The organism is Enterobacter sp. SES19 (assembly GCF_011765665.1).
Taxonomy (GTDB): Bacteria; Pseudomonadota; Gammaproteobacteria; order Enterobacterales; family Enterobacteriaceae; genus Enterobacter; species Enterobacter pseudoroggenkampii.
The window spans coordinates 3,317,516-3,339,661 of record NZ_CP050320.1 but is presented as its reverse complement, the minus strand read 5'-3'; the positions used below and the strand labels follow the sequence as shown (position 1 = coordinate 3,339,661).

The following is a 22,146-nucleotide window of genomic DNA, read 5'->3' as shown; positions in this document are numbered from 1 at the left end:
TACTGAATCGCGCAATCCCGATTCATATCAAAATTCCAATTTTTTCTATTATTTATACTGTGTCGCATTCTTGATACCGGACAATCTCATGTCAGTAAGTTCTTTTAACCGACGCTGGGCGGCGGTGATCCTTGAAGCCCTGACGCGCCACGGCGTCAGGCACGTGTGTATTGCACCGGGTTCTCGCTCAACGCCGCTGACGCTGGCGGCCGCCGAAAACCGGGCGTTGATTCATCACACCCACTTTGATGAGCGTGGCCTCGGGCATCTCGCGCTGGGTCTGGCGAAGGTCAGCAAAGAGCCCGTGGCGGTGATCGTCACTTCCGGTACCGCCGTGGCGAACCTCTATCCGGCTCTGATTGAAGCCGGGTTAACCGGTGAAAAACTGATCTTACTGACGGCCGATCGCCCCCCTGAGCTTATCGACTGCGGCGCCAATCAGGCCATCCGTCAGCCGGGGCTCTTTTCTTCTCATCCTTCGCAGACGATTTCGCTGCCCCGTCCCACCCAGGATATTCCGGCAAGCTGGCTGGTCTCCACCGTCGATCACGCTCTGGAGACGTTGCGCAGCGGGGCGCTGCATATTAACTGCCCGTTTGCCGAGCCGCTGTACGGTGAGCTGGACGATACGGGTCTTGACTGGCAGCAATCCCTTGGCGACTGGTGGGAGAGTGAAAAACCGTGGCTTCGCGAGCAGACGCACCTTGAGAGCGCGAAGCAGCGCGACTGGTTCTTCTGGCGGCAGAAGCGCGGCGTGGTGATTGCCGGGCGCATGAGCGCCGCCGAAGGCAAGCTTGTCGCCGAATGGGCGCAAACCCTGGGCTGGCCGCTGATAGGCGACGTGCTTTCCCAGACCGGTCAGCCGCTGCCGTGCGCCGACCTCTGGCTGGGTAATGCCAAAGCGGTCACCGAGTTGTCGCAGGCGCAGATTGTGGTTCAGCTTGGATCGAGTTTGACCGGCAAACGCTTACTGCAGTGGCAGGCCACCTGCACGCCGGAAGAGTACTGGCTGGTGGACGCGCTGGAAGGGCGGCTTGACCCGGCGCACCACCGCGGACGTCGTCTGATCAGCCGTATCGACGCCTGGCTGACGCTTCATCCGGCTGAAAAACGCAAGCCCTGGGCGGTTGCCATCCCGGACCTTTCGCGCCAGGCGTGGGAACTGACCAAAGCGCACTGTGAGGCGTTTAGCGAGGCCGGGCTGGCGCACCGTATTCGCCAGTGCCTGCCTGAACAGGGGCAGCTGTTTGTCGGCAACAGCCTGGTCGTGCGGCTGATTGACGCCTTTTCGAAGCTGCCCGCGGGCTACCCGGTGTACAGCAATCGTGGCGCCAGCGGTATCGACGGGCTGATCTCCACGGCGGCGGGCGTGCAGCGCGCCAGCGCGAAATCAACGCTGGCGATCGTGGGCGATCTCTCCGCGCTCTACGATCTCAACGCGCTGGCGCTGCTGCGTCAGGCGTCAGCCCCGTTCGTGCTGATTGTGGTCAACAACAACGGCGGGCAGATTTTTTCCCTGCTGCCTACGCCGCAGAGCGAGCGCGAGCGCTTCTATCTGATGCCGCAGAACGTGCAGTTCGAACACGCCGCGGCGATGTTTAGCCTGAAATACCATCGCCCGGAAAGCTGGGAACAGCTGGACGCGGCGTTAAGCAGCGCCTGGAAGCAGCCGGGTGCGACGCTGATTGAGCTGGTGGTAAACGATGCTGACGGTGCGCAGACCCTGCAAAGCCTGCTGGCGCAGGTGAGCCAGCTGTGATCCTCTCGGGCGTGCAGCAGGCCGGAAAACCAGGCTATCCCTGGCTGGTCTTTTTGCACGGTTTTTCCGGCGATTGCCGCGAGTGGCAGGTTGTTGGTGAGCGACTCCGTGACTACCCCCGGCTGTATCTGGATCTGCCGGGGCACGGTGGATCCCGGAATCTGGGCGTCACGGGCTTTGACGAGATGAGCAGGCTACTCACCCAAACTCTTATTAGTTACAACATACTGAATTTCTGGCTCATCGGGTACTCCCTCGGCGGCCGCATTGCGATGTTCCATGCCTGCCAGCAGCCAAAGGGGCTGTTGGGCCTGACGGTAGAAGGGGGACATCCGGGCCTGCAGGATGCCGATGCGCGACAGGCGCGGCTGGCATCCGACCGCCGCTGGGCAGCACGTTTTCGCAGCGAACCGCTGGATAACGTATTCGCTGACTGGTACCAACAGCCTGTGTTTGCCTCCCTGACTGACGCCCAGCGCGAGGCGCTGATTACCCTGCGCAGCCAGAACGACGGCGCGATGCTGGCGATGATGCTCGAGTCGACCTCGCTGGCCGTGCAGCCCGACCTGCGTACTGCCCTGAGCGAGCGCGATTTCTCTTTTGATTATTTCTATGGCGAACGTGATGAGAAGTTCGCGGCCCTTGCCGCGGAAGTGAACGCCGTTTGCCATGCAATTCCCAACGCCGGACACAACGCCCACCGGGAAAACCCCGATGCGGTTGCGGCAAGTCTGGCTCAGATACTGCGTCTTCGAATAAAGGACACTCTATGATCTACCCTGATGAAAACATGCTTTACGCCCCGGTTGAATGGCAGGACTGCTCCGAAGGCTACACCGACATTCGTTACCACAAATCCACCGACGGCATTGCCAAAATCACCATCAACCGCCCGCAGGTGCGTAACGCCTTCCGCCCGCTGACCGTGAAAGAGATGATTCAGGCCCTGGCGGATGCGCGCTACGACGATAACATCGGCGTGATTGTCCTGACCGGCGAAGGCGAGAAAGCGTTCTGCTCCGGTGGCGATCAGAAAGTGCGCGGTGACTACGGCGGATACCAGGACGATGCGGGTACGCATCACCTGAACGTCCTCGATTTCCAGCGTCAGATCCGCACCTGTCCAAAACCGGTGGTGGCGATGGTGGCGGGCTACTCTATCGGCGGCGGCCACGTCCTGCACATGATGTGTGACCTGACCATTGCCGCCGAGAACGCCATTTTCGGCCAGACCGGCCCGAAAGTAGGATCCTTCGACGGCGGCTGGGGTGCCTCCTACATGGCGCGCATCGTCGGGCAGAAAAAAGCCCGCGAAATCTGGTTCCTGTGCCGTCAGTACAACGCGCAGGAAGCGCTGGATATGGGCCTGGTGAATACCGTGGTACCGATTGCCGATCTCGAAAAAGAGACCGTTCGCTGGTGCCGTGAAATGCTGCAAAACAGCCCGATGGCGCTGCGCTGCCTGAAGGCCGCGCTCAATGCCGACTGCGACGGTCAGGCGGGTCTGCAGGAGCTGGCGGGCAACGCCACCATGCTGTTCTACATGACCGAAGAGGGTCAGGAAGGGCGCAACGCGTTTAACGAAAAACGCCAGCCGGACTTCAGCAAATACAAACGGAATCCGTAATGCGTCGCGCGCAGGTTTACCGCTGGCAGATACCGATGGACGCGGGCGTGGTGCTGCGTGAACGGCGGTTAAAAACCCGTGACGGCTTCTTCGTGCATCTGCAGCAGGGCGAGCGGGAAGGCTGGGGCGAGATTTCGCCTCTGCCGGGCTTTAGCCAGGAGTCACTGGATGACGCGCAGACGGCCTTGCTGGCTTGGGCGGACGCGTGGCGCGGGGGGGCGGATCCGGTGCTGCCGGAGGTGCCTTCCGCGGCCTTTGGTATCAGCTGCGCGCTGGCGGAGCTGGACGGCAGCCTGCCGGAAGCGGGGAATTACCGCGCGGCGCCGCTCTGTACGGGCGATCCTGACGAGCTGTTCGCGCTGCTCTCCGCCATGCCGGGCGAGAAGGTGGCGAAAATTAAAGTCGGTCTCTATGAAGCGGTGCGCGACGGCATGGTCGCCAACCTGCTGCTGGAGGCGATCCCCGATCTGCATCTGCGTCTGGACGCCAACCGCGCCTGGACGCCGCTCAAGGCGCAGCAGTTTGCGAAGTACGTCAACCCGGCCTACCGCAGCCGCATTGCCTTCCTCGAAGAACCGTGCAAAACCCGCGACGATTCGTGCGCGTTTGCCCGCGAAACCGGGATTGCCATCGCCTGGGATGAAAGCCTGCGCGAGGACGATTTTGAATTTGTCGCCGAGCCCGGCGTCAGCGCGGTGGTGATTAAACCGACGCTGACCGGCAGTCTGGCGAAGGTGCGCGAGCAGGTCGCAGCAGCGCACGCCTCAGGGCTGACGGCGGTCATCAGCTCGTCGATTGAGTCCAGCCTTGGGCTGACCCAGCTGGCGCGCATTGCCGCCTGGCTAACGCCGGATACGGTTCCTGGCCTTGACACGCTGAACCTGATGCAGGCTCAGCTTATCCGCCCGTGGCCGGACAGCGCGCTGCCGTGCCTCGACGTCGAGGCGCTGGAGCCGCTGCGATGAGTTTTACCGACTGGCCGTGGCGGCACTGGTGCGCGCTGTCTGCTGATAAACCGGCCCTCAGGCTGAACGATGAGGTGCTCAGCTGGCAGCAGCTGTGCACCCGCGTCGACCGGCTTGCGGCAGAGTTTCACCGGCAGGGCGTGGAGGAGGGCAACGGCGTGCTGCTGCTGGCCCATAATCATCCGCAAACCCTGCTGGCGTGGCTGGCGCTCCTCCAGTGCGGGGCGCGCATTCTTCCCGCTAATCCACAGCTTCCGCGCCCGCTGCTGGACGTGCTGCTTCCGCAGATGACGCTGTGCTTTGCGCTGGTGCTGGACGGCAGCTACGACGCTCTTCCTGCCCTGCGCATGCACGAGGCAGCCGATGCGTATTGCGCTGCGTGGCAACCGGCGCGGCTGGCCTCCATGACGCTGACCTCCGGCTCCACCGGGCTACCGAAAGCGGCGGTGCATACGTGCGGGGCGCATCTCGCCAGCGCGCGCGGTGTTTTGTCGCTGATTCCCTACGGTGAAGACGACGACTGGCTGCTCTCGCTACCGCTGTTTCACGTTTCCGGCCAGGGAATTTTATGGCGCTGGCTGCAGGCCGGCGCGCGGTTAACCGTACGCGAGAAACAGCCTCTTGAGCAGGCGTTGCGCGGCTGCACCCACGCCTCGCTGGTGCCGACCCAGCTCTGGCGCTTGCTGAATGCGCACCAGCCTGTCGCACTGAAAGCGGTGCTGCTGGGCGGGGCGGCCATCCCTGTTGAATTGACCGAACAGGCGCGAGAGCAGGATATACGCACCTTCTGCGGCTACGGTCTGACCGAGTTTGCCTCTACCGTTTGTGCGAAAGAGGCGGACGGCGAGCCGGACGTGGGCTGTGCGCTGCCGGGCAGAGAGGTGCAGGTGGTTAACGGTGAAGTCTGGATCCGGGCGCAAAGCATGGCCTCAGGCTACTGGCGAGACGGCGAAATGATTCCGCTGACCAACGCGCAGGGTTGGTTCGCCACACGCGATCGCGGCGAATGGCATGACGGCCGTCTGACGATCCTCGGCCGCATGGACAACCTCTTTTTTAGCGGCGGAGAAGGGATCCAGCCGGAATCGCTGGAGCGCGTTATCGCCACGCACCCGCAGGTTAACCAGGTGTTTATCGTCCCGCTGGACGACGCTGAGTTCGGGCAACGTCCGGTGGCGGTGGTGGAGTGCGAACCGGGAACGGATATCACCTGCTTACCCGACTGGGTCAGGGATAAGGTCGCGCGTTTTGAGCAACCCGTCCGCTGGCTGCTGTTGCCGACTGAACTCAAAAATGGCGGCATCAAAGTCTCACGCCGCGCGCTGCAGCAGTGGGTGAACGCATCGCTGAAGGGATAATAGCCGTTTCAAATAGTTACAATCTACTGACCGGCCGCACGCAGAGTGCTTGATCCCCGGGAGACTCCGGTTAAAATCTCGCGGTTTTGGGACTTCTTTATAATAATTGTGCGGGATCACGACAATGAAAAAAGTGGCATTACTGGGCTTCGGCCTGATGGTTGTATCGGCGGCGGCGAACGCCATCAGCATTAACGGCTCGGCGGGTCAGGATTATACCCACCTGGGCTTTGGCATGGGTACCGAGACATCCGGTCTGGCGATGACCGGCGGCTGGACGCATAACGATGACGACGGCGACGCGGCCAGCCTCGGCCTGGGTCTCAACGTTCCTCTTGGCCCGTTCCTGGCCACCGTTGGCGGTAAAGGTATCTATACCAACCCAAATGACGGTGATGAAGGGTACGCGGCGGCAGTGGGTGGCGGCCTGCAGTGGAAAATTGGCGACAGCTTCGGCCTGTTTGGTGAGTACTACTATTCGCCGGACTCCCTCTCCAGCGGTATCGAAAGTTATGAAGAGGCCAACGCCGGTGCGCGCTGGACCATCATGCGTCCGATTACCATCGAAGCTGGCTATCGCTATCTGAACCTGGCCGGTAAAGACGGCAACCGTGACAATGCGCTGGCCGACGGCCCGTACGTGGGCGTTAGCGCAGGCTTCTAATCACTCCGGCGCGGCGTTCTGTCGCGCCAGTTTCTCTCTTCTCCCCCCCGCGTTTGCGCTATAGTGTTTTGACCATATAAGCGGGAGAACATAATGATTAACGTGGAGATGTTATCCACCGGCGACGAAGTGCTGCATGGACAAATTATTGATACCAATGCTGCCTGGCTGGCCGATCTTTTCTTTGAGCAAGGATTACCGTTAACGCGCCGCAATACCGTAGGCGACAATCTTGAGTCGCTGGTCGCTATTCTGCGTGAGCGCAGCGAGCACTGCGACGTGCTGATTGTGAACGGCGGACTCGGCCCCACCGGTGACGATCTCAGCGCCCTGGCCGCCGCGACCGCAAAAGGCGAAGGGCTGGTGCTGCACGAGGCGTGGCTTTCGCAGATGGAGCGCTTTTTCTCCGAACGTGGCCGCGTCATGGCCCCAAGCAACCGCAAACAGGCTGAAATTCCCGCCAGTGCTGAACTGGTCGATAACCCGGTGGGTACCGCGTGCGGGTTTGCTATGCAGCTGAACCGCTGCCTGATGTTCTTTACGCCGGGTGTGCCCTCAGAATTTAAAGTGATGGTTGAGCAGCAGATCCTGCCGCGCCTTCGCGATCGTTTTACCCTGCCTGAACCGCCGCTGTGCCTGCGTCTGACCACCTTTGGCCGCTCGGAAAGCGATCTGGCCCAGAGCCTCGATCATCTTCCGCTGCCGCCAGGCGTGTCCATGGGCTATCGCTCCTCCATGCCGATCATTGAACTTAAGCTGACAGGCCCGGCCGAACAGAAAGAGGCGATGCTGGCCCTGTGGCCCGAGGTGCAGCGCGTGGCGGGCGAAAGCCTGATCTTTGAAGGGACGGAAGGGTTGCCCGCGCAGATTGCGACGCATCTACAGGCGCGTCAGCTGAGCGTGACCTTAAGCGAGCAGTTCACCGGTGGCCTGCTGGCGCTGCAGCTGTCGCGCGTCAACGCGCCGCTGCTGGCCAGCGAAGTGGTGCCGTTCCAGCAGGAGACTCTCGCGCAAACCGCCCGCTGGGCGTCCGAGAGAAGGGTGAAGCATTTTGCCGGTCTGGCGCTGTTTGTCGGGGGGCTGGACGAGGAATACCTTAACTTCGCGCTGGCGACGCCGGAAGGCACCTGGGCGCTGCGGGTTAAAATGAGCATCACCCGCCACAGCCTGGCGGTGCGTCAGGAGGTTTGCGCGATGATGGCGTTGAACATGCTGCGCCGCTGGCTGAATGGCAAAGAGGTTGCCAGCGAGCACGGCTGGATCCATGTGGTCGAGTCGCTGTTCATCGAGTAAAACCTGTGCCGGGGCCTTTCGCCCCGGCACTGTTCAGCCCAGCGCCTTCGCCAGCAGGGTAATCGGATGTTCACAGCGCTTGCTGGTGGACATTTCAATCTGCCACTTGCAGGTTTCGCAGTCCGTTACCACGATATCCGCGCCGCTCTCTTCAATCTGACGGAACAGCGGGGCGCCAATTGCCTGTGACGTTTCGTAGTTTTCACGCTTAAAGCCGTAGGTCCCCGCAATCCCGCAGCAGCGCGAATCCAGCACCGTCAGCTCCAGGCCTGGAATAAGCCGCAGCAGCTCAAGCGTATAGAGCGACCAGCCCATTTTTTCCATGTGACACGGCGTGTGATAGACCACTTTCAGCGGCAATTTTCCCAGCGGCAGCGTCTGCCCGCTATCCAGTTTGCGCCACAGGAAGCGCGTCGCCAGCTCGATGTGCTCGCGCAGGCCGGTGTTATCCACGTCCAGCAGATGCGGATACTCATCGCGAAGGGTGAAGGTACAGGTGGACGAGGTCGCCAGCACCGGAATACCTTTATCGACAATGGCTTCGCGCAGAGAGGTGACATTGCTTTGAGCCTGCCTGCGCGCTTTATCGGTAAACCCGTTGGCAATTAGCGGTACGCCGCAGCACTTCTCTTTGTTCAGTAACTGAACGCCCGTGCCCATGGCGTTCAGCACCTTCAGCAGGTCTTTACCCAGCTGCGGGTGGTTGTAGTTCACATAGCAGCCGTGGAAAAAGGCCACCTGGTCGGCGTACTGCGCCTGTTGCGCCGCGACGGATTTGTACCAGCGGCGGAAGGTGCCGTGAGAATATTTCGGCAGGCTGCGGTGATGGTCTATCTTCAGCGTGGCATCCAGCAGCTGACGCACCGGTTTGAGAGCGGTCGCGGCATTCACGATGGGGGCAAAGGGCGTCGAGACGCTGCCCATCAGATCGGTGTGGCTCAGGATCGCATCGCGCAGTGTCGGTTTTTGCGTGCTGTAGCGCGCCCGGGCGCGCTGAATGATATCGCCGATTTTCACATCCGACGGGCAGGCGACTTCGCAGCGTTTGCAGTTAATGCAGTATTTCAGCGCTTCATCGTACAGCTTGCCGTCCTTCAGGCGCAGGCGCTCGCCGTCCGGCCCGGCCTGCTTTGGTCCGGGATAGCGTGGGTTAACGCCGCTGACCGGGCAGACGGTGGTACACACCGTGCATTTGATGCAGCTTTCAAAACGGGTGTCGTTCATTGTTCAGCCTCCGTGCGCTGGCTAATCTGCTCTGCCACATACAGCGCCGTGACGGCGCAGACCCCGCCACCGCATCCCTGGGCAATGGGATCGTACCCGCCCAGCAGCGAGCCGATGGCAAAGAGATTCCTGACGGGTTTACCGGAAAGCTGCGGATGCAGCTGGTTATCGACAATCACGCCGAACTGTTGCCAGGGCTGCGGCGAGAAGAAATCACTCTGATACCAGTCCGCGCGTGAGGCACGCTGGCGAACATCCAGCCCCATAATGGCTTCCCGGATGCCCTCCCGGCTGCTCAGCAGTCCGTTGCTGAAGAAGCTGCCGCTTGCCAGCACCGTATAGCGGGCGCGAAGCGGAATATCGTCGTGGTTGCGCGTCCAGATTTCGCTCACCGCGCCGTCGGTCAGGGTGATTTTTTTCACCTCATCACCCGCCATCCACACGCCGCCCTGCGCGACAAACTGACGCTGGAGCTGGGTATGCAGGCGAATGCCCGGCACGGACGGGGGTAGCGTGGGCAGCAGGCCGAGCGAGCAGGGCAGACGATCCGAGAGCCGGCGCCAGAGTCGGTTGTCGCGTAAACCGAAGCAGGCGGGCATCAGCAGGGCATCGCAGGTTTCGCCGAGCGGCCTGAGCGCGTCATACAGCAGTGGCCATTTGTCCTCGTTATCAAGAAAACGGGCGATATTCACCGCGCGAAACTCGCTCGGGTTATCGCGCAGGACATCAAGCTCGGGCAGCTCTATCTCTGCCGTTTCCGCGTTAACACCCTGGCGACAGAGCGACGCCGCTGCGAGATGGGGCTGGAAATCCAGAAAGCCGCTAATCCCTACCACCCGCACACGTCCCGCGCGAATGGGGGCAATGGGCACCTCCTCCGGGCTGAGCCACGCGGAACGCAGGGTGCCGAGCGGCGTAACGCGCTGGTGATTGAGCCGGGCGCTGCCCTGCAGACGTGCGCCGCAGTCCGCCAGCAGCGCTTCGGTTTCCAGCGCAAAGCGGTCAATATGCTGCGCGCCAATCAGGTGATACGGGTGTTCCGGCGGCAGCTTATCGCGGTACGCTTCGTCCACCAGATCCAGCGAGCCCGACGAGAAGTGCAGGGCGCTCTGGCCCCGGGTGATAATGGCGCAGCGCAGCCCCTGCTTCGTGAGTTTGATGCCGCAGAGCAGGCCTGCCAGCCCGCCGCCGACGATGACGGTATCAAATTTCATCGCGTTGCTCCTTCTCAAGACCGCAAAGCCCCTGGTAGACCCAGCGGGTAAATTCGCTTTCGCGCAGGGCATCGCCCCAGGCGACAGGCTGAATGCCTTTCCAGCGCTCGTTTAAAAACGCGCTGAGCTGATCGAGCGACTGGGTGGCGGTGGTGGTGTGAAAACGCTGCAGCAGACCGGCGGCACGACAGGCGCACAGCTCGCCCTGACAGGTGCCCATTCCGACGCGGGTGCGGCGGCGAAGATCGAGCAGGCTGTTGACCGTCAGATTCTCCACTGCGTACTGCACCTCACCGGCGGTGACGGCTTCGCACTCGCACACCAGGCTGCGGCTCAGTCGTCCTTCACCGAGCCACTGTGGCGTTCTGTCGCCGTGGCGGTAAATAGCGGACCCGCGCAGCGGCGCGGGCAGGGAGATAATTTTTTGCAGCGTCTTCTCGGTGGACTGACGCGAGCCGGGCAGGGCTTGTTCTGCCGTCACGCACCGTTCGGTATTGCCCAGCTTGCGGCAGACGGCATCGGTCGCCCACTCGGCCATCAGGCGGTAGGTCATCAGCTTGCCGCCGGTGATGGTGATAAACCCGTCCATGCCGTCGCGTTCGGCGTGATCGAGCAGCACGATGCCCCGGCTGACGTTACGTCCGCTCGGGTCGTTGTCGCTGGCGACCAGCGGACGCACGCCCGCGTAGGCGCGAAGAATACGCGTCTGGGCCATCACCGGCGCCAGTTTTTCCCCTTCGCGCAGCAGGATGTCCACCTCTTCAGCAGTGACGCGGTTGTAGTCAATCTCACTGTAGTCCACGTGGGTTGAGGTCGTCCCGATTAACGAAATGGTATCTCCCGGCACGAGGATATCGGCGTCAGACGGTTTGCGGCAGCGGTTGATCACGTGGTTATTGATGCGGTGGTCTAGGATCAGCAGCGAGCCTTTCGCCGGGAACATGCGCACCGACAGGTCCGCGTATTCCGCAATCCGCTGCCCCCAGATCCCCGCCGCGTTGACCACAACGGCGGCATACAGCTCGCTGTGTTCGTTATATTGCGTATCAAGGATCCGCACGCCGCAGATACGATGGCCTTCGCGGATAAGCCCGGTCACTTCATGCCCGGTCAGGATGTGCGCGCCATGCTCGCGGGCGTCCAGCATATTGGCGGCGGTCAGGCGGAACGGATCGACGGTGCCGTCAGGGACCTTCACCGCGCCGATAAGCGCCGGGTTAACCGACGGTTCCAGCCACCGCGCCAGCGCCGGATCCAGGGCCTCAGCCTGAATGCCCGCGGCGCTGCAGGCGGTAATAAAGGTGTCCTGAAAGGCGAGATCATCTTCGGGAAGGGTAATAAAGAGGCCGTCGGTCGGCTCAATGCAGTGGCGGGCGATACGCTTGAGGATCTGGTTTTCAGCAATACATTCGCGCGCGGATTCAGCGTCGGTGACCGCATACCGCGCGCCGCTGTGCAGCAGGCCGTGGTTACGCCCGGTTGCGCCCGTAGCGATATCATGGCGTTCCAGAAGCGTGACGCTCAGGCCGCGAAGGGCGCAATCGCGTGCGATCCCGGCGCCGGTTGCGCCACCGCCAATGATTATCACATCGCTGTAGCGAGGATCGTGAATGGTCATTGTTTACCCTCTATGTTCGTTTTTTATCATTTAGCCATATTAATTTTGTGGTTTGTTTGATTTCGAACATAAACGCGCGGAATTCGAAAGTGAAACGTGATTTCATGCGCTTTTTTGCGCATTCTGTCATATTTCTGTAACAATCTGTGCGTTGATTCACAGTAACAATCACCGTGATTTCTTAACATCCCCGCCTCTGGAATTCAGGTGCGAGCCACCTGCTCATTCATTTCAAGGCCACGGAGGCTGTTATGCTCAGTATCTTCAAACCTGCGCCCCACAGGGCGCGTCTGCCAGAGGCAGAAATAGATCCGCTCTATCGCCGTCTGCGTTGGCAAATCTTCCTGGGGATCTTCTTCGGGTACGCGGCGTACTACCTTGTACGTAAAAACTTCGCGCTCGCCATGCCGTATCTGGTGGAGCAGGGCTTTTCCCGCGGCGATCTGGGGTTCGCGCTGTCGGGGATCTCCATCGCCTACGGTTTTTCCAAATTCATCATGGGCTCCGTGTCGGATCGCTCGAATCCGCGCGTGTTCCTGCCCGCCGGTCTGATCCTGGCGGCCGCGGTGATGCTGTTCATGGGCTTTGTGCCGTGGGCAACCTCCAGCATTGCCATCATGTTCGTGCTGCTGTTCCTCTGCGGCTGGTTCCAGGGGATGGGGTGGCCGCCGTGCGGACGCACCATGGTGCACTGGTGGTCGCAGAAGGAGCGCGGCGGCATCGTGTCGGTGTGGAACTGTGCCCATAACGTGGGTGGCGGTATTCCGCCGCTGCTGTTCCTGCTGGGGATGGCCTGGTTCAACGACTGGCACGCTGCGCTGTATATGCCTGCCTTTGGCGCCATCGTGGTGGCGATTTTCGCTTTCGCGCTGATGCGTGATACGCCGCAGTCCTGCGGCCTGCCGCCGATTGAAGAGTACAAAAACGACTATCCGGATGATTACAGCAAGGAGCACGAAGAGGAGCTGACCGCAAAACAGATCTTCATGAAGTACGTCCTGCCGAACAAGCTGCTGTGGTACATCGCGGTGGCGAACGTGTTCGTTTACCTGCTGCGCTACGGCATCCTCGACTGGTCGCCAACCTACCTGAAAGAGGTAAAGCACTTTGCGCTGGATAAATCGTCCTGGGCCTATTTCCTGTATGAATATGCCGGGATCCCGGGCACGCTGCTTTGTGGCTGGATGTCGGACAAGGTGTTTAAGGGTAACCGCGGTGCGACGGGCGTCTTCTTTATGACCCTGGTGACCATCGCGACCGTTGTTTACTGGCTCAACCCGCCGGGCAACCCATCAGTAGACATGGCCTGCATGATCGTCATCGGTTTCCTGATTTACGGTCCGGTAATGCTGATCGGTCTGCATGCGCTGGAGCTGGCACCGAAAAAAGCGGCGGGCACGGCGGCAGGCTTTACCGGTCTGTTCGGTTACCTCGGCGGTTCGGTCGCGGCGAGCGCCATTGTGGGCTACACCGTTGACTTCTTCGGCTGGGACGGCGGATTTATGGTGATGATCGGCGGTAGCGTGCTGGCGGTACTGCTGCTGATTGTTGTGATGATCGGTGAGAAACGTCACCACGCGGAAGTGCTGGCACGTCGTCAATAAGGAGCTTTACGATGAAATTAACTCAGTTAGCGACAGGCCTGCTGCTGGCGGGCCTGATGACAGGCTCCGCGCTGGCGGCGGATAAAATCGTTATTGCCCACCGTGGCGCGAGTGGCTATCTGCCGGAGCATACGCTGCCGGCGAAAGCGATGGCCTATGCGCAGGGCGCGGATTACCTCGAACAGGATCTGGTGATGACGAAGGACGACCAGCTGGTGGTCCTGCATGACCACTATCTGGACCGCGTGACGGACGTGGCGGAGCGTTTCCCGGACCGCGCGCGAAAAGATGGCCGCTACTACGCCATTGATTTCACCCTGGCGGAGATCCGTTCCCTGAAGTTTACCGAAGGCTTCGAGATTGAAAACGGCAAGAAGATGCAGGTCTATCCGGGACGTTTCCCGATGGGCAAATCTGACTTCCGCATTCATACCTTCCAGGAAGAGATTGAGTTTGTTCAGGGGCTGAACCACTCAACCGGTAAAAATATCGGTATCTACCCGGAGATCAAAGCGCCGTGGTTCCATCATCAGGAAGGGAAAGACATTGCCGCGAAGACGCTGGAGGTGCTGAAGCAGTACGGCTACACCAGCAAGAAGGACAAAGTCTACCTGCAGTGTTTTGATGCCGCCGAGCTGAAGCGCATCAAAACCGAGCTGGAGCCGAAGATGGGCATGAACCTCAACCTGGTGCAGCTGATTGCCTACACTGACTGGAATGAAACTCAGGAGAAACAGCCGGACGGGAAGTGGGTGAACTACAACTACGACTGGATGTTTAAGCCGGGCGCGATGAAGCAGATTGCGCAGTACGCCGACGGCATCGGGCCGGATTATCACATGCTGGTGGCGGAGGGTTCAGCGCCGGGCCACGTGAAGCTGACGGCGATGGTGAAAGAGGCGCACGCCAGCAAGATGCAGGTGCATCCGTATACCGTGCGTGCAGACCAGCTGCCGCCGTATGCCACGGATGTGAATCAGCTTTATGAGGTGTTGTATAACCAGGCAGGCGTGGACGGACTGTTTACGGATTTCCCGGATAAAGCGGTTGAATTCATTCACCGGAAGTAGGTTTTGTAGGTCGGGTAAGGCGAAAGCCGCCACCCGACAATCAGGCTCTGCGGCCTGATGCCCTCACCCTAACCCTCTCCCACAGGGAGAGGGAATAAGGGCAATCACATCTCGATTTCGATATCGCCTTTTGCCCGGCAGCAGCAGGGCAAAATTTCCCCTTCGTTGATAAAGGCCAGCGGCTCGGTCAGCCAGTCTACCTGGCCTGCGACCAGACGGCAGCGGCAGGAGCCGCAGTAGCCGGAACGACACTGGTACTCTACTTCTACCTGATGCGCCTCAAGCGCCACCAGCAGAGAAGGGTGCTCCTCCCGACACAGTACCTCAGTGCCGGAAAGACTTAACGTGACGCGTGGCATCAGAGCTGGAAGTTGCTCAGGTCGTCGGTGTTGACTTCAGAATCAATCTGACCGACCAGATAAGAACTCACTTCCACTTCCTGCGGCGCGACCTGCACGTTATCGGACACCAGCCAGGTGTTGATCCACGGGATTGGGTTAGAGCGCGTCTGGAACGGCAGGTCGAGACCGACAGCCTGCATGCGGATGTTGGTGATGTACTCAACGTACTGGCACAGGATGTCTTTGTTCAGGCCAATCATGGAGCCGTCGCGGAACAGGTAATCTGCCCACTCTTTCTCCTGCTGAGCCGCCAGTACGAACAGGTCGTAGCACTCCTGCTTGCACTCTTCGGCGATTTCCGCCATCTCCGGATCGTCCGTACCGCTGCGCAGCAGGTTCAGCATGTGCTGGGTACCGGTGAGGTGCAGGGCTTCATCGCGGGCAATCAGACGGATAATCTTGGCGTTGCCTTCCATCAGCTTGCGCTCGGCAAAGGCGAAGGAGCAGGCGAAGCTCACGTAGAAGCGGATCGCTTCCAGCGCGTTGACGCTCATCAGGCACAGGTACAGCTGCTTTTTCAGCGCACGCAGGTTTACGGTGATGGTTTTACCGTTCACGTTGTGGGTGCCTTCGCCCAGCAGATGCCAGTAGCTGGTCATCTCGATCAGCTCGTCGTAGTAATGGGCAATGCCTTCCGCGCGCTTCTGGATCTGCTCGTTGGTGACGATATCGTCAAACACCACCGCCGGATCGTTCACGATGTTGCGGATGATGTGGGTGTAAGAGCGGGAGTGGATCGTCTCGGAGAACGCCCAGGTTTCCACCCAGGTTTCCAGCTCTGGAATGGAGATCAGCGGCAGCAGCGCCACGTTCGGGCTACGGCCCTGAATAGAGTCCAGCAGCGTCTGGTACTTCAGGTTGCTGATGAAGATATGCTTTTCGTGATCCGGCAGCGACTGGTAGTCAATACGGTCGCGGGAGACATCCACTTCTTCCGGGCGCCAGAAGAAGGAGAGTTGCTTTTCAATCAGCTTTTCGAAGATGTCATATTTTTGCTGATCGTAGCGTGCCACGTTGACCGGCTGGCCGAAGAACATCGGCTCTTTGAGCTGGTCGTTTTTCGTCTGTGAAAAGGTGGTATATGCCATGAGTGTGTCCTAAAAACGTAGGCCGGGTAAGCGTAGCGCCACCCGGCATTTACATTAGATCTTACATGCGCCGCTTTCGCAGCCATCGTCCTGAATTGACGGAACCAGGTCGTCCTGCGCGTCTTCCGCACCGTCACGGGTGTTGTGATAGTACAGCGTTTTCACGCCAAACTTGTAGGCGGTGAGCAGGTCTTTCAGCAATTGCTGCATCGGAACCTTGCCTGACGGGAAGCGCGTCGGGTCATAGTTGGTATTGGCAGAGATCGACTGGTCGATAAACTTCTGCATGATACCCACCAGCTGCAGGTAGCCGTCGTTGTTTGGCATTTCCCACAGCAGCTCGTAGTTGTTGCCCAGCGTTTCGTAGTCCGGTACGACCTGACGCAGCACGCCGTCTTTCGACGCTTTGATGCTGACGTGGCCGCGCGGCGGTTCGATACCGTTGGTGGCGTTAGAGATCTGCGAAGAGGTCTCGGACGGCATCAGAGCTGAGAGCGTGGAGTTACGCAGGCCGTGCGTTTTAATGGACTCGCGCAGGCCTTCCCAGTCGAGATGCAGCGGCTCGCTGACGATCGCATCCAGGTCTTTTTTGTAGGTGTCGATCGGCAGAATGCCTTTCGCATAGGTGGTTTCGTTGAACCACGGGCACGCGCCTTGCTCTTTCGCCAGCTCGTTAGAGGCTTTCATCAGGTAGTACTGAATGGCTTCAAACGTCTGGTGCGTCAGGTTGTTAGCGCTGCCGTCGGAGTAACGCTTGCCGTTTTTCGCCAGCCAGTAGGCGAAGTTGATCACGCCGATACCCAGGGTACGGCGGCCCATCGCACCGCGTTTCGCTGCCGGGATTGGGTAATCCTGGTAGTCCAGCAGGGCGTCGAGGGCACGAACCGCCAGCACGGCCAGCTCTTCCAGCTCGTCCAGGCTTTTAATCGCGCCCAAGTTGAACGCGGACAGCGTACACAGCGCGATTTCGCCGTTTTCGTCGTTCACGTCTTCCAGCGGTTTGGTCGGCAGAGCGATCTCCAGGCACAGGTTAGACTGGCGCACTGGTGCAACAACCGGGTCAAACGGGCTGTGGGTGTTGCAGTGGTCAACGTTCTGGATGTAGATACGGCCCGTAGAGGCACGTTCCTGCATCATCAGGGAGAACAGGTCTACCGCCTTCACGCGCTGCTTGCGGATGCTGTCGTCTTTTTCATATTTGGTGTACAGACGCTCGAACTCGTCCTGATCGGCGAAGAACGCGTCATACAGGCCTGGAACGTCGGACGGGCTGAACAGGGTGATGTCTTCACCTTTCAGCAGACGGGTGTACATCAGCTTGTTGATCTGCACGCCGTAGTCCATGTGACGTACGCGGTTGCCTTCGACACCACGGTTGTTTTTCAGAACCAGCAGGCTCTCCACTTCCAGGTGCCACATCGGGTAGAACAGGGTCGCAGCACCGCCGCGCACGCCGCCCTGAGAGCAGGATTTTACTGCCGTCTGGAAGTGCTTATAGAACGGGATACAGCCGGTGTGGAACGCTTCACCGCCGCGAATCGGGCTGCCCAGCGCACGGATGCGTCCGGCGTTGATGCCGATACCGGCACGCTGGGAAACGTATTTCACGATGGCGCTGGAGGTGGCGTTGATGGAATCCAGGCTGTCACCACACTCGATCAGGACGCAGGAGCTGAACTGACGGGTAGGGGTGCGCACGCCAGACATGATTGGCGTCGGCAGAGAAATTTTGAACGTTGATACCGCATCGTAGAAACGCTTCACGTAATCCAGACGGGTATCACGCGGGTAGTTAGAGAACAGGCAGGCGGCCACCAGAATGTAGAGGAACTGGGCGCTTTCGTAGATCTCACCGGTTACACGGTTCTGAACCAGGTATTTGCCTTCGAGCTGCTTCACCGCCGCGTAGGAGAAGTTCATGTCGCGCCAGTGATCGATAAACCCGTTCATCTGCTCGAACTCTTCTTCCGTATAGTCTTCCAGCAGATGCGTGTCGTATTTGCCCAGCTCAACCATTTTCACCACGTGATCGTAAAGCTTCGGCGGCTCAAACTGGCCGTAGGCTTTTTTACGTAGGTGGAAAATCGCCAGACGTGCAGCGAGGTACTGATAATCCGGTGCTTCGCGGGAGATGAGGTCAGCCGCTGCTTTAATGATCGTTTCGTGGATATCAGACGTTTTGATGCCGTCGTAGAACTGAATGTGGGAACGCAGTTCAACCTGGGAGATAGATACGTTGTTCAGTCCTTCTGCTGCCCAGTCGAGAACTCGATGGATTTTGTCCAGATTGATACGCTCGGTAGTACCGTCGCGCTTTGTCACCAGCAGACTCTGATTCATGTGGGTTTTACCTGTCCGTGAAATAAAAAATATCCCCCGCTTATCCACAGATCCGTCTTGTGACTAACTCTGTGGATAAATACTACATATAGGGGGTTTGCGATAAGAAAAACGCTATATGGTGAGTATTCTAGTATCGAATCTTTTCAGCACAAGGGTTGATTTTGACGTTAAATTGAGGTTGTGAAAGGGTAAAAAAGGCTAAGTCCTCGTACCGTAAGGCCTGGAAGACATGTCAATAATTAAGAAAAAAAATTCAAAATTTGATCGAGTGCTGATTTCTTCAACGAGAGGTCAGAATTGCGCAACATGATGTCGCGCAATCTTTATAAGAATAACGAATGACGTTAGTCGTTTTTGGCGGTTGTGTGCAACATATAGTTAACATCAACGCCCGGTGCGAGTTTGAATTTATTGGTCAGCGGATTGTAGTGCAGGCCGATGATGTGCTGCTCTTTGAGCCACGTTTGATCAACCCAGCTTAACAGCTCTGCAGGCTTAATGAATTTCTTCACGTCGTGGGTCCCTTTCGGCACCATGCGCAGCACATACTCCGCGCCGACGACGGCCATCAGCCAGGCTTTAGCGTTGCGGTTGAGGGTTGAGAAGAAGACCTGGCCGCCCGGTTTTACCAGTTTTGCACAGGCGTGCACCACCGACTGCGGATCGGGAACGTGCTCCAGCATCTCCATGCAGGTCACCACATCGTACTGATGGGCGTGTTTTGCCGCGTGCTCTTCTACGGTTTCCTGCACGTATTCCACCTGTATACCAGACTCCAGCGCATGAAGGCGGGCCACCTGCAGCGGTTCAAAGCCCATATCCAGGCCCGTAACATTCGCCCCTTCGCGCGCCATGCTTTCCGCCAGGATACCGCCGCCGCAGCCGACGTCGAGCACTTTCTTACCGAACAGACCGCCGGAACGCTCCGCGATATAGCCCAGACGCAGCGGGTTAATACGGTGCAGCGGTTTGAACTCACCTTCGAGATCCCACCAGCGGGACGCCACCGCTTCAAATTTGGCAATCTCTTCGTGGTCAACGTTGTGAACCACCGGGGATTTTTCGGCATTCATGGGCGCTTTTACTCCTTATTTAGCAAGACGAATGAGTATATCAGGCAATCCCCGTGAATAAAGCGTATAGGTTTACCTCAATCACCTCGGCTGTGTTATAATTTGCGACCTTTGAATCCGGGATACAGTAGAGGGATAGCGGTTAGATGAGCGACCTTGCGAGAGAAATTACACCGGTTAACATCGAGGAAGAGCTGAAGAGCTCCTATCTGGACTATGCGATGTCGGTCATTGTTGGCCGTGCGCTGCCGGACGTCCGCGATGGCCTTAAGCCGGTACACCGTCGCGTACTATACGCCATGAACGTATTGGGCAATGACTGGAATAAAGCCTATAAAAAATCTGCCCGCGTCGTCGGTGACGTCATCGGTAAATATCACCCGCATGGTGATACCGCCGTTTATGACACCATCGTTCGTATGGCGCAGCCATTCTCCTTGCGCTACATGCTGGTAGATGGCCAGGGTAACTTTGGTTCAGTCGACGGCGACTCCGCTGCGGCGATGCGTTATACGGAAATCCGTATGTCGAAAATCGCTCATGAGCTGATGGCCGACCTGGAAAAAGAGACCGTTGATTTCGTCGATAACTACGACGGCACCGAGCGCATCCCAGATGTGATGCCCACCAAGATCCCGAACCTGTTGGTTAACGGTTCGTCCGGTATCGCGGTCGGTATGGCAACCAACATTCCGCCGCACAATATCACCGAGGTGATCAACGGCTGCCTGGCCTATATCGACGATGAAGACATCAGCATTGAAGGGCTGATGGAACACATCCCGGGCCCGGACTTCCCGACGGCGGCGATCATCAACGGTCGTCGTGGTATAGAAGAAGCGTACCGCACCGGTCGCGGCAAGATTTACATCCGTGCCCGCGCCGAAGTGGAAGCGGACGCTAAAACCGGCCGTGAAACCATCATTGTTCACGAGATCCCGTATCAGGTGAACAAAGCGCGTCTGATTGAAAAAATCGCCGAGCTGGTAAAAGAAAAACGCGTTGAAGGCATCAGCGCGCTGCGTGACGAGTCTGACAAAGACGGTATGCGCATCGTGATTGAGATTAAACGCGACGCGGTGGGTGAGGTTGTGCTGAACAACCTGTACTCCCAGACTCAGCTTCAGGTCTCCTTCGGTATCAACATGGTTGCACTGCACCATGGTCAGCCGAAGATCATGAACCTGAAAGAGATCCTGAGCGCGTTCGTGCGTCACCGCCGTGAAGTGGTGACCCGCCGTACCATCTTCGAACTGCGCAAAGCGCGCGACCGTGCGCACATCCTTGAAGCGCTGGCGGTTGCGCTGGCCAACATCGACCCGATCATCGAACTGATCCGTCGTGCGCCAACCCCGGCGGAAGCGAAAGCTGCCCTGATTTCCCGTCCGTGGGATCTGGGTAACGTCGCCGCGATGCTGGAACGTGCGGGCGATGACGCAGCGCGTCCTGAGTGGCTGGAACCTGAATTCGGCGTGCGTGACGGTCAGTATTACCTGACTGAACAGCAGGCCCAGGCGATTCTGGATCTGCGTCTGCAGAAACTGACCGGCCTTGAGCATGAAAAACTGCTCGACGAATACAAAGAGCTGCTGGAACAGATTGCTGAGCTGCTGCACATCCTGGGTAGCGCAGAGCGTCTGATGGAAGTGATCCGTGAAGAGCTGGAGCTGGTCCGCGATCAGTTCGGCGACGAGCGCCGGACCGAAATCACCGCGAACAGCTCTGATATCAACATTGAAGATCTGATCAACCGCGAAGACGTGGTGGTTACCCTGTCTCACCAGGGCTATGTGAAGTATCAGCCGCTGACCGACTACGAAGCACAGCGTCGTGGCGGTAAAGGCAAGTCTGCGGCACGTATTAAAGAAGAAGACTTTATTGACCGCCTGCTGGTGGCTAACACCCATGACACGATCCTCTGCTTCTCCAGCCGCGGTCGTCTGTACTGGATGAAAGTCTATCAGCTGCCGGAAGCGAGCCGTGGCGCACGTGGTCGTCCAATCGTTAACCTGCTGCCGCTGGAAGCGGACGAACGTATCACCGCCATCCTGCCGGTACGCGAGTACGAAGAGGGCGTGAACGTCTTTATGGCGACCGCCAGCGGTACCGTGAAGAAAACCGCGCTGACCGAGTTCAGCCGTCCGCGTTCTGCCGGTATTATCGCCGTGAACCTGAACGAAGGCGACGAGCTGATCGGTGTGGATCTGACCTCCGGTTCTGATGAAGTGATGCTGTTCTCTGCGGCCGGTAAAGTGGTGCGCTTTAAAGAGAACGCCGTCCGTGCGATGGGTCGTACCGCGACGGGCGTGCGTGGTATCAAGCTGGCTGGCGAAGACAGCGTGGTTTCTCTGATTATTCCGCGCGGTGAAGGGGCTATCCTGACCGTAACGCAGAATGGTTACGGTAAACGTACGGCGGAAGGGGAATACCCAACCAAGTCTCGCGGCACGCAGGGCGTTATCTCTATCAAAGTTACCGAGCGCAACGGTTCCGTTGTGGGCGCGGTGCAGGTGGACGATGCGGACCAGATCATGATGATCACCGATGCCGGTACGCTGGTGCGTACCCGCGTGTCTGAGATCAGCGTGGTAGGGCGTAATACCCAGGGCGTAATCCTCATCCGTACAGCGGAAGATGAGAACGTGGTGGGTCTGCAGCGTGTTGCTGAGCCGGTGGATGATGAAGAGCTTGATTCCATCGACGGTAGCGTTGCGGAAGGCGATGATGATATCGCGCCGGAAGTCGACACTGACGATGACGCAGCGGATGACGCTGACGAGTAATGTCTTCTGATGCAAAAAAGGGCCGGATTCCGGCCCTTTTCTTTTGCACAAGCAGATAAGTC

Annotated in this window: 17 protein-coding genes; 10 read left to right on the top strand and 7 right to left on the bottom strand. The window is 58.9% G+C overall.

Going from position 1 to position 22,146, the window contains the following annotated elements; all coding sequences use genetic code 11:
• The first annotated feature begins 88 nt into the window (after positions 1-88).
• The 7 genes from menD to GXP72_RS15835 all read left to right on the top strand — a co-directional run bounded on the left by menD (position 89) and on the right by GXP72_RS15835 (position 7,666).
• Positions 89-1,759 carry a 2-succinyl-5-enolpyruvyl-6-hydroxy-3-cyclohexene-1-carboxylic-acid synthase gene (menD, locus tag GXP72_RS15865; protein WP_208763106.1) on the top strand — a complete coding sequence of 557 codons (1,671 nt, stop codon included), beginning with the start codon at positions 89-91 and terminating at the stop codon, positions 1,757-1,759.
• Positions 1,756-2,532: a 2-succinyl-6-hydroxy-2,4-cyclohexadiene-1-carboxylate synthase gene (gene menH, locus GXP72_RS15860; protein ID WP_048992442.1), complete on the top strand. Its 777-nt coding sequence runs from the start codon at positions 1,756-1,758 to the stop codon at positions 2,530-2,532. Before menD ends, menH begins: the two co-directional genes overlap by 4 nt.
• Positions 2,529-3,386 (top strand): 1,4-dihydroxy-2-naphthoyl-CoA synthase, encoded by an 858-nt coding sequence (menB, locus tag GXP72_RS15855; protein WP_014832749.1) that lies wholly within the window; start codon positions 2,529-2,531, stop codon positions 3,384-3,386. Before menH ends, menB begins: the two co-directional genes overlap by 4 nt.
• Positions 3,386-4,351, top strand: a complete 966-nt coding sequence (menC, locus tag GXP72_RS15850; protein WP_048992444.1) for an o-succinylbenzoate synthase — start codon at positions 3,386-3,388, stop codon at positions 4,349-4,351. Before menB ends, menC begins: the two co-directional genes overlap by 1 nt.
• On the top strand, positions 4,348-5,709 hold the full coding sequence (gene menE, locus GXP72_RS15845) for an o-succinylbenzoate--CoA ligase (RefSeq protein WP_208763105.1): 1,362 nt from the start codon (positions 4,348-4,350) through the stop codon (positions 5,707-5,709). The genes menC and menE overlap by 4 nt, the downstream gene beginning before the upstream one ends.
• A gap of 124 nt (positions 5,710-5,833) precedes the next feature.
• A complete protein-coding gene (locus GXP72_RS15840; protein ID WP_024908211.1) occupies positions 5,834-6,373 on the top strand; it encodes a YfaZ family outer membrane protein in 540 nt (179 codons plus the stop codon).
• A 93-nt stretch (positions 6,374-6,466) separates the two neighbouring features.
• Positions 6,467-7,666 (top strand): nicotinamide mononucleotide deamidase-related protein YfaY, encoded by a 1,200-nt coding sequence (locus tag GXP72_RS15835; protein ID WP_024908210.1) that lies wholly within the window; start codon positions 6,467-6,469, stop codon positions 7,664-7,666.
• 33 nt (positions 7,667-7,699) lie between these two features.
• On the opposite strand, the gene glpC is transcribed toward GXP72_RS15835, so the two are convergent.
• Genes glpC through glpA form a run of 3 tightly spaced genes read right to left on the bottom strand, consistent with a single transcriptional unit; the run spans position 7,700 to position 11,722 of the window.
• Complete coding sequence (glpC, locus tag GXP72_RS15830; RefSeq protein WP_061714727.1) at positions 7,700-8,890, bottom strand: anaerobic glycerol-3-phosphate dehydrogenase subunit GlpC; 1,191 nt, start codon at positions 8,888-8,890, stop codon at positions 7,700-7,702.
• Positions 8,887-10,104, bottom strand: coding sequence for a glycerol-3-phosphate dehydrogenase subunit GlpB (gene glpB / locus GXP72_RS15825; RefSeq protein WP_208763104.1), 1,218 nt, complete (start codon positions 10,102-10,104; stop codon positions 8,887-8,889). Before glpB ends, glpC begins: the two co-directional genes overlap by 4 nt.
• A complete protein-coding gene (gene glpA, locus GXP72_RS15820; RefSeq protein ID WP_048992454.1) occupies positions 10,094-11,722 on the bottom strand; it encodes an anaerobic glycerol-3-phosphate dehydrogenase subunit A in 1,629 nt (542 codons plus the stop codon). Before glpA ends, glpB begins: the two co-directional genes overlap by 11 nt.
• A gap of 251 nt (positions 11,723-11,973) precedes the next feature.
• Here glpA and glpT point away from each other — a divergent pair, with 251 nt between their 5' ends.
• Positions 11,974-13,326 (top strand): glycerol-3-phosphate transporter, encoded by a 1,353-nt coding sequence (gene glpT / locus GXP72_RS15815; protein WP_024908206.1) that lies wholly within the window; start codon positions 11,974-11,976, stop codon positions 13,324-13,326.
• A gap of 11 nt (positions 13,327-13,337) precedes the next feature.
• The gene (gene glpQ / locus GXP72_RS15810) at positions 13,338-14,396 is read left to right on the top strand and encodes a glycerophosphodiester phosphodiesterase (RefSeq protein WP_208763103.1); all 1,059 of its coding nucleotides are present in this window, start codon (positions 13,338-13,340) and stop codon (positions 14,394-14,396) included.
• 104 nt (positions 14,397-14,500) lie between these two features.
• Here the strand turns inward: glpQ and yfaE are convergent, their stop codons facing one another.
• The 4 genes from yfaE to ubiG form a co-directional block, all read right to left on the bottom strand.
• Positions 14,501-14,755, bottom strand: coding sequence for a class I ribonucleotide reductase maintenance protein YfaE (yfaE, locus tag GXP72_RS15805; RefSeq protein ID WP_023325749.1), 255 nt, complete (start codon positions 14,753-14,755; stop codon positions 14,501-14,503).
• Positions 14,755-15,885 carry a class Ia ribonucleoside-diphosphate reductase subunit beta gene (nrdB, locus tag GXP72_RS15800; RefSeq protein ID WP_023312514.1) on the bottom strand — a complete coding sequence of 377 codons (1,131 nt, stop codon included), beginning with the start codon at positions 15,883-15,885 and terminating at the stop codon, positions 14,755-14,757. Before nrdB ends, yfaE begins: the two co-directional genes overlap by 1 nt.
• 54 nt (positions 15,886-15,939) lie before the next feature.
• A complete protein-coding gene (gene nrdA, locus GXP72_RS15795) occupies positions 15,940-18,225 on the bottom strand; it encodes a class 1a ribonucleoside-diphosphate reductase subunit alpha (RefSeq protein ID WP_032646595.1) in 2,286 nt (761 codons plus the stop codon).
• Between the two features lie 347 nt (positions 18,226-18,572).
• Positions 18,573-19,301, bottom strand: a complete 729-nt coding sequence (gene ubiG / locus GXP72_RS15790; protein WP_024908203.1) for a bifunctional 2-polyprenyl-6-hydroxyphenol methylase/3-demethylubiquinol 3-O-methyltransferase UbiG — start codon at positions 19,299-19,301, stop codon at positions 18,573-18,575.
• Between the two features lie 146 nt (positions 19,302-19,447).
• On the opposite strand from ubiG, the gene gyrA reads away from it, so the two are divergent.
• The gene (gene gyrA, locus GXP72_RS15785; RefSeq protein ID WP_024908202.1) at positions 19,448-22,084 is read left to right on the top strand and encodes a DNA topoisomerase (ATP-hydrolyzing) subunit A; all 2,637 of its coding nucleotides are present in this window, start codon (positions 19,448-19,450) and stop codon (positions 22,082-22,084) included.
• Positions 22,085-22,146: the final 62 nt, after the last annotated feature.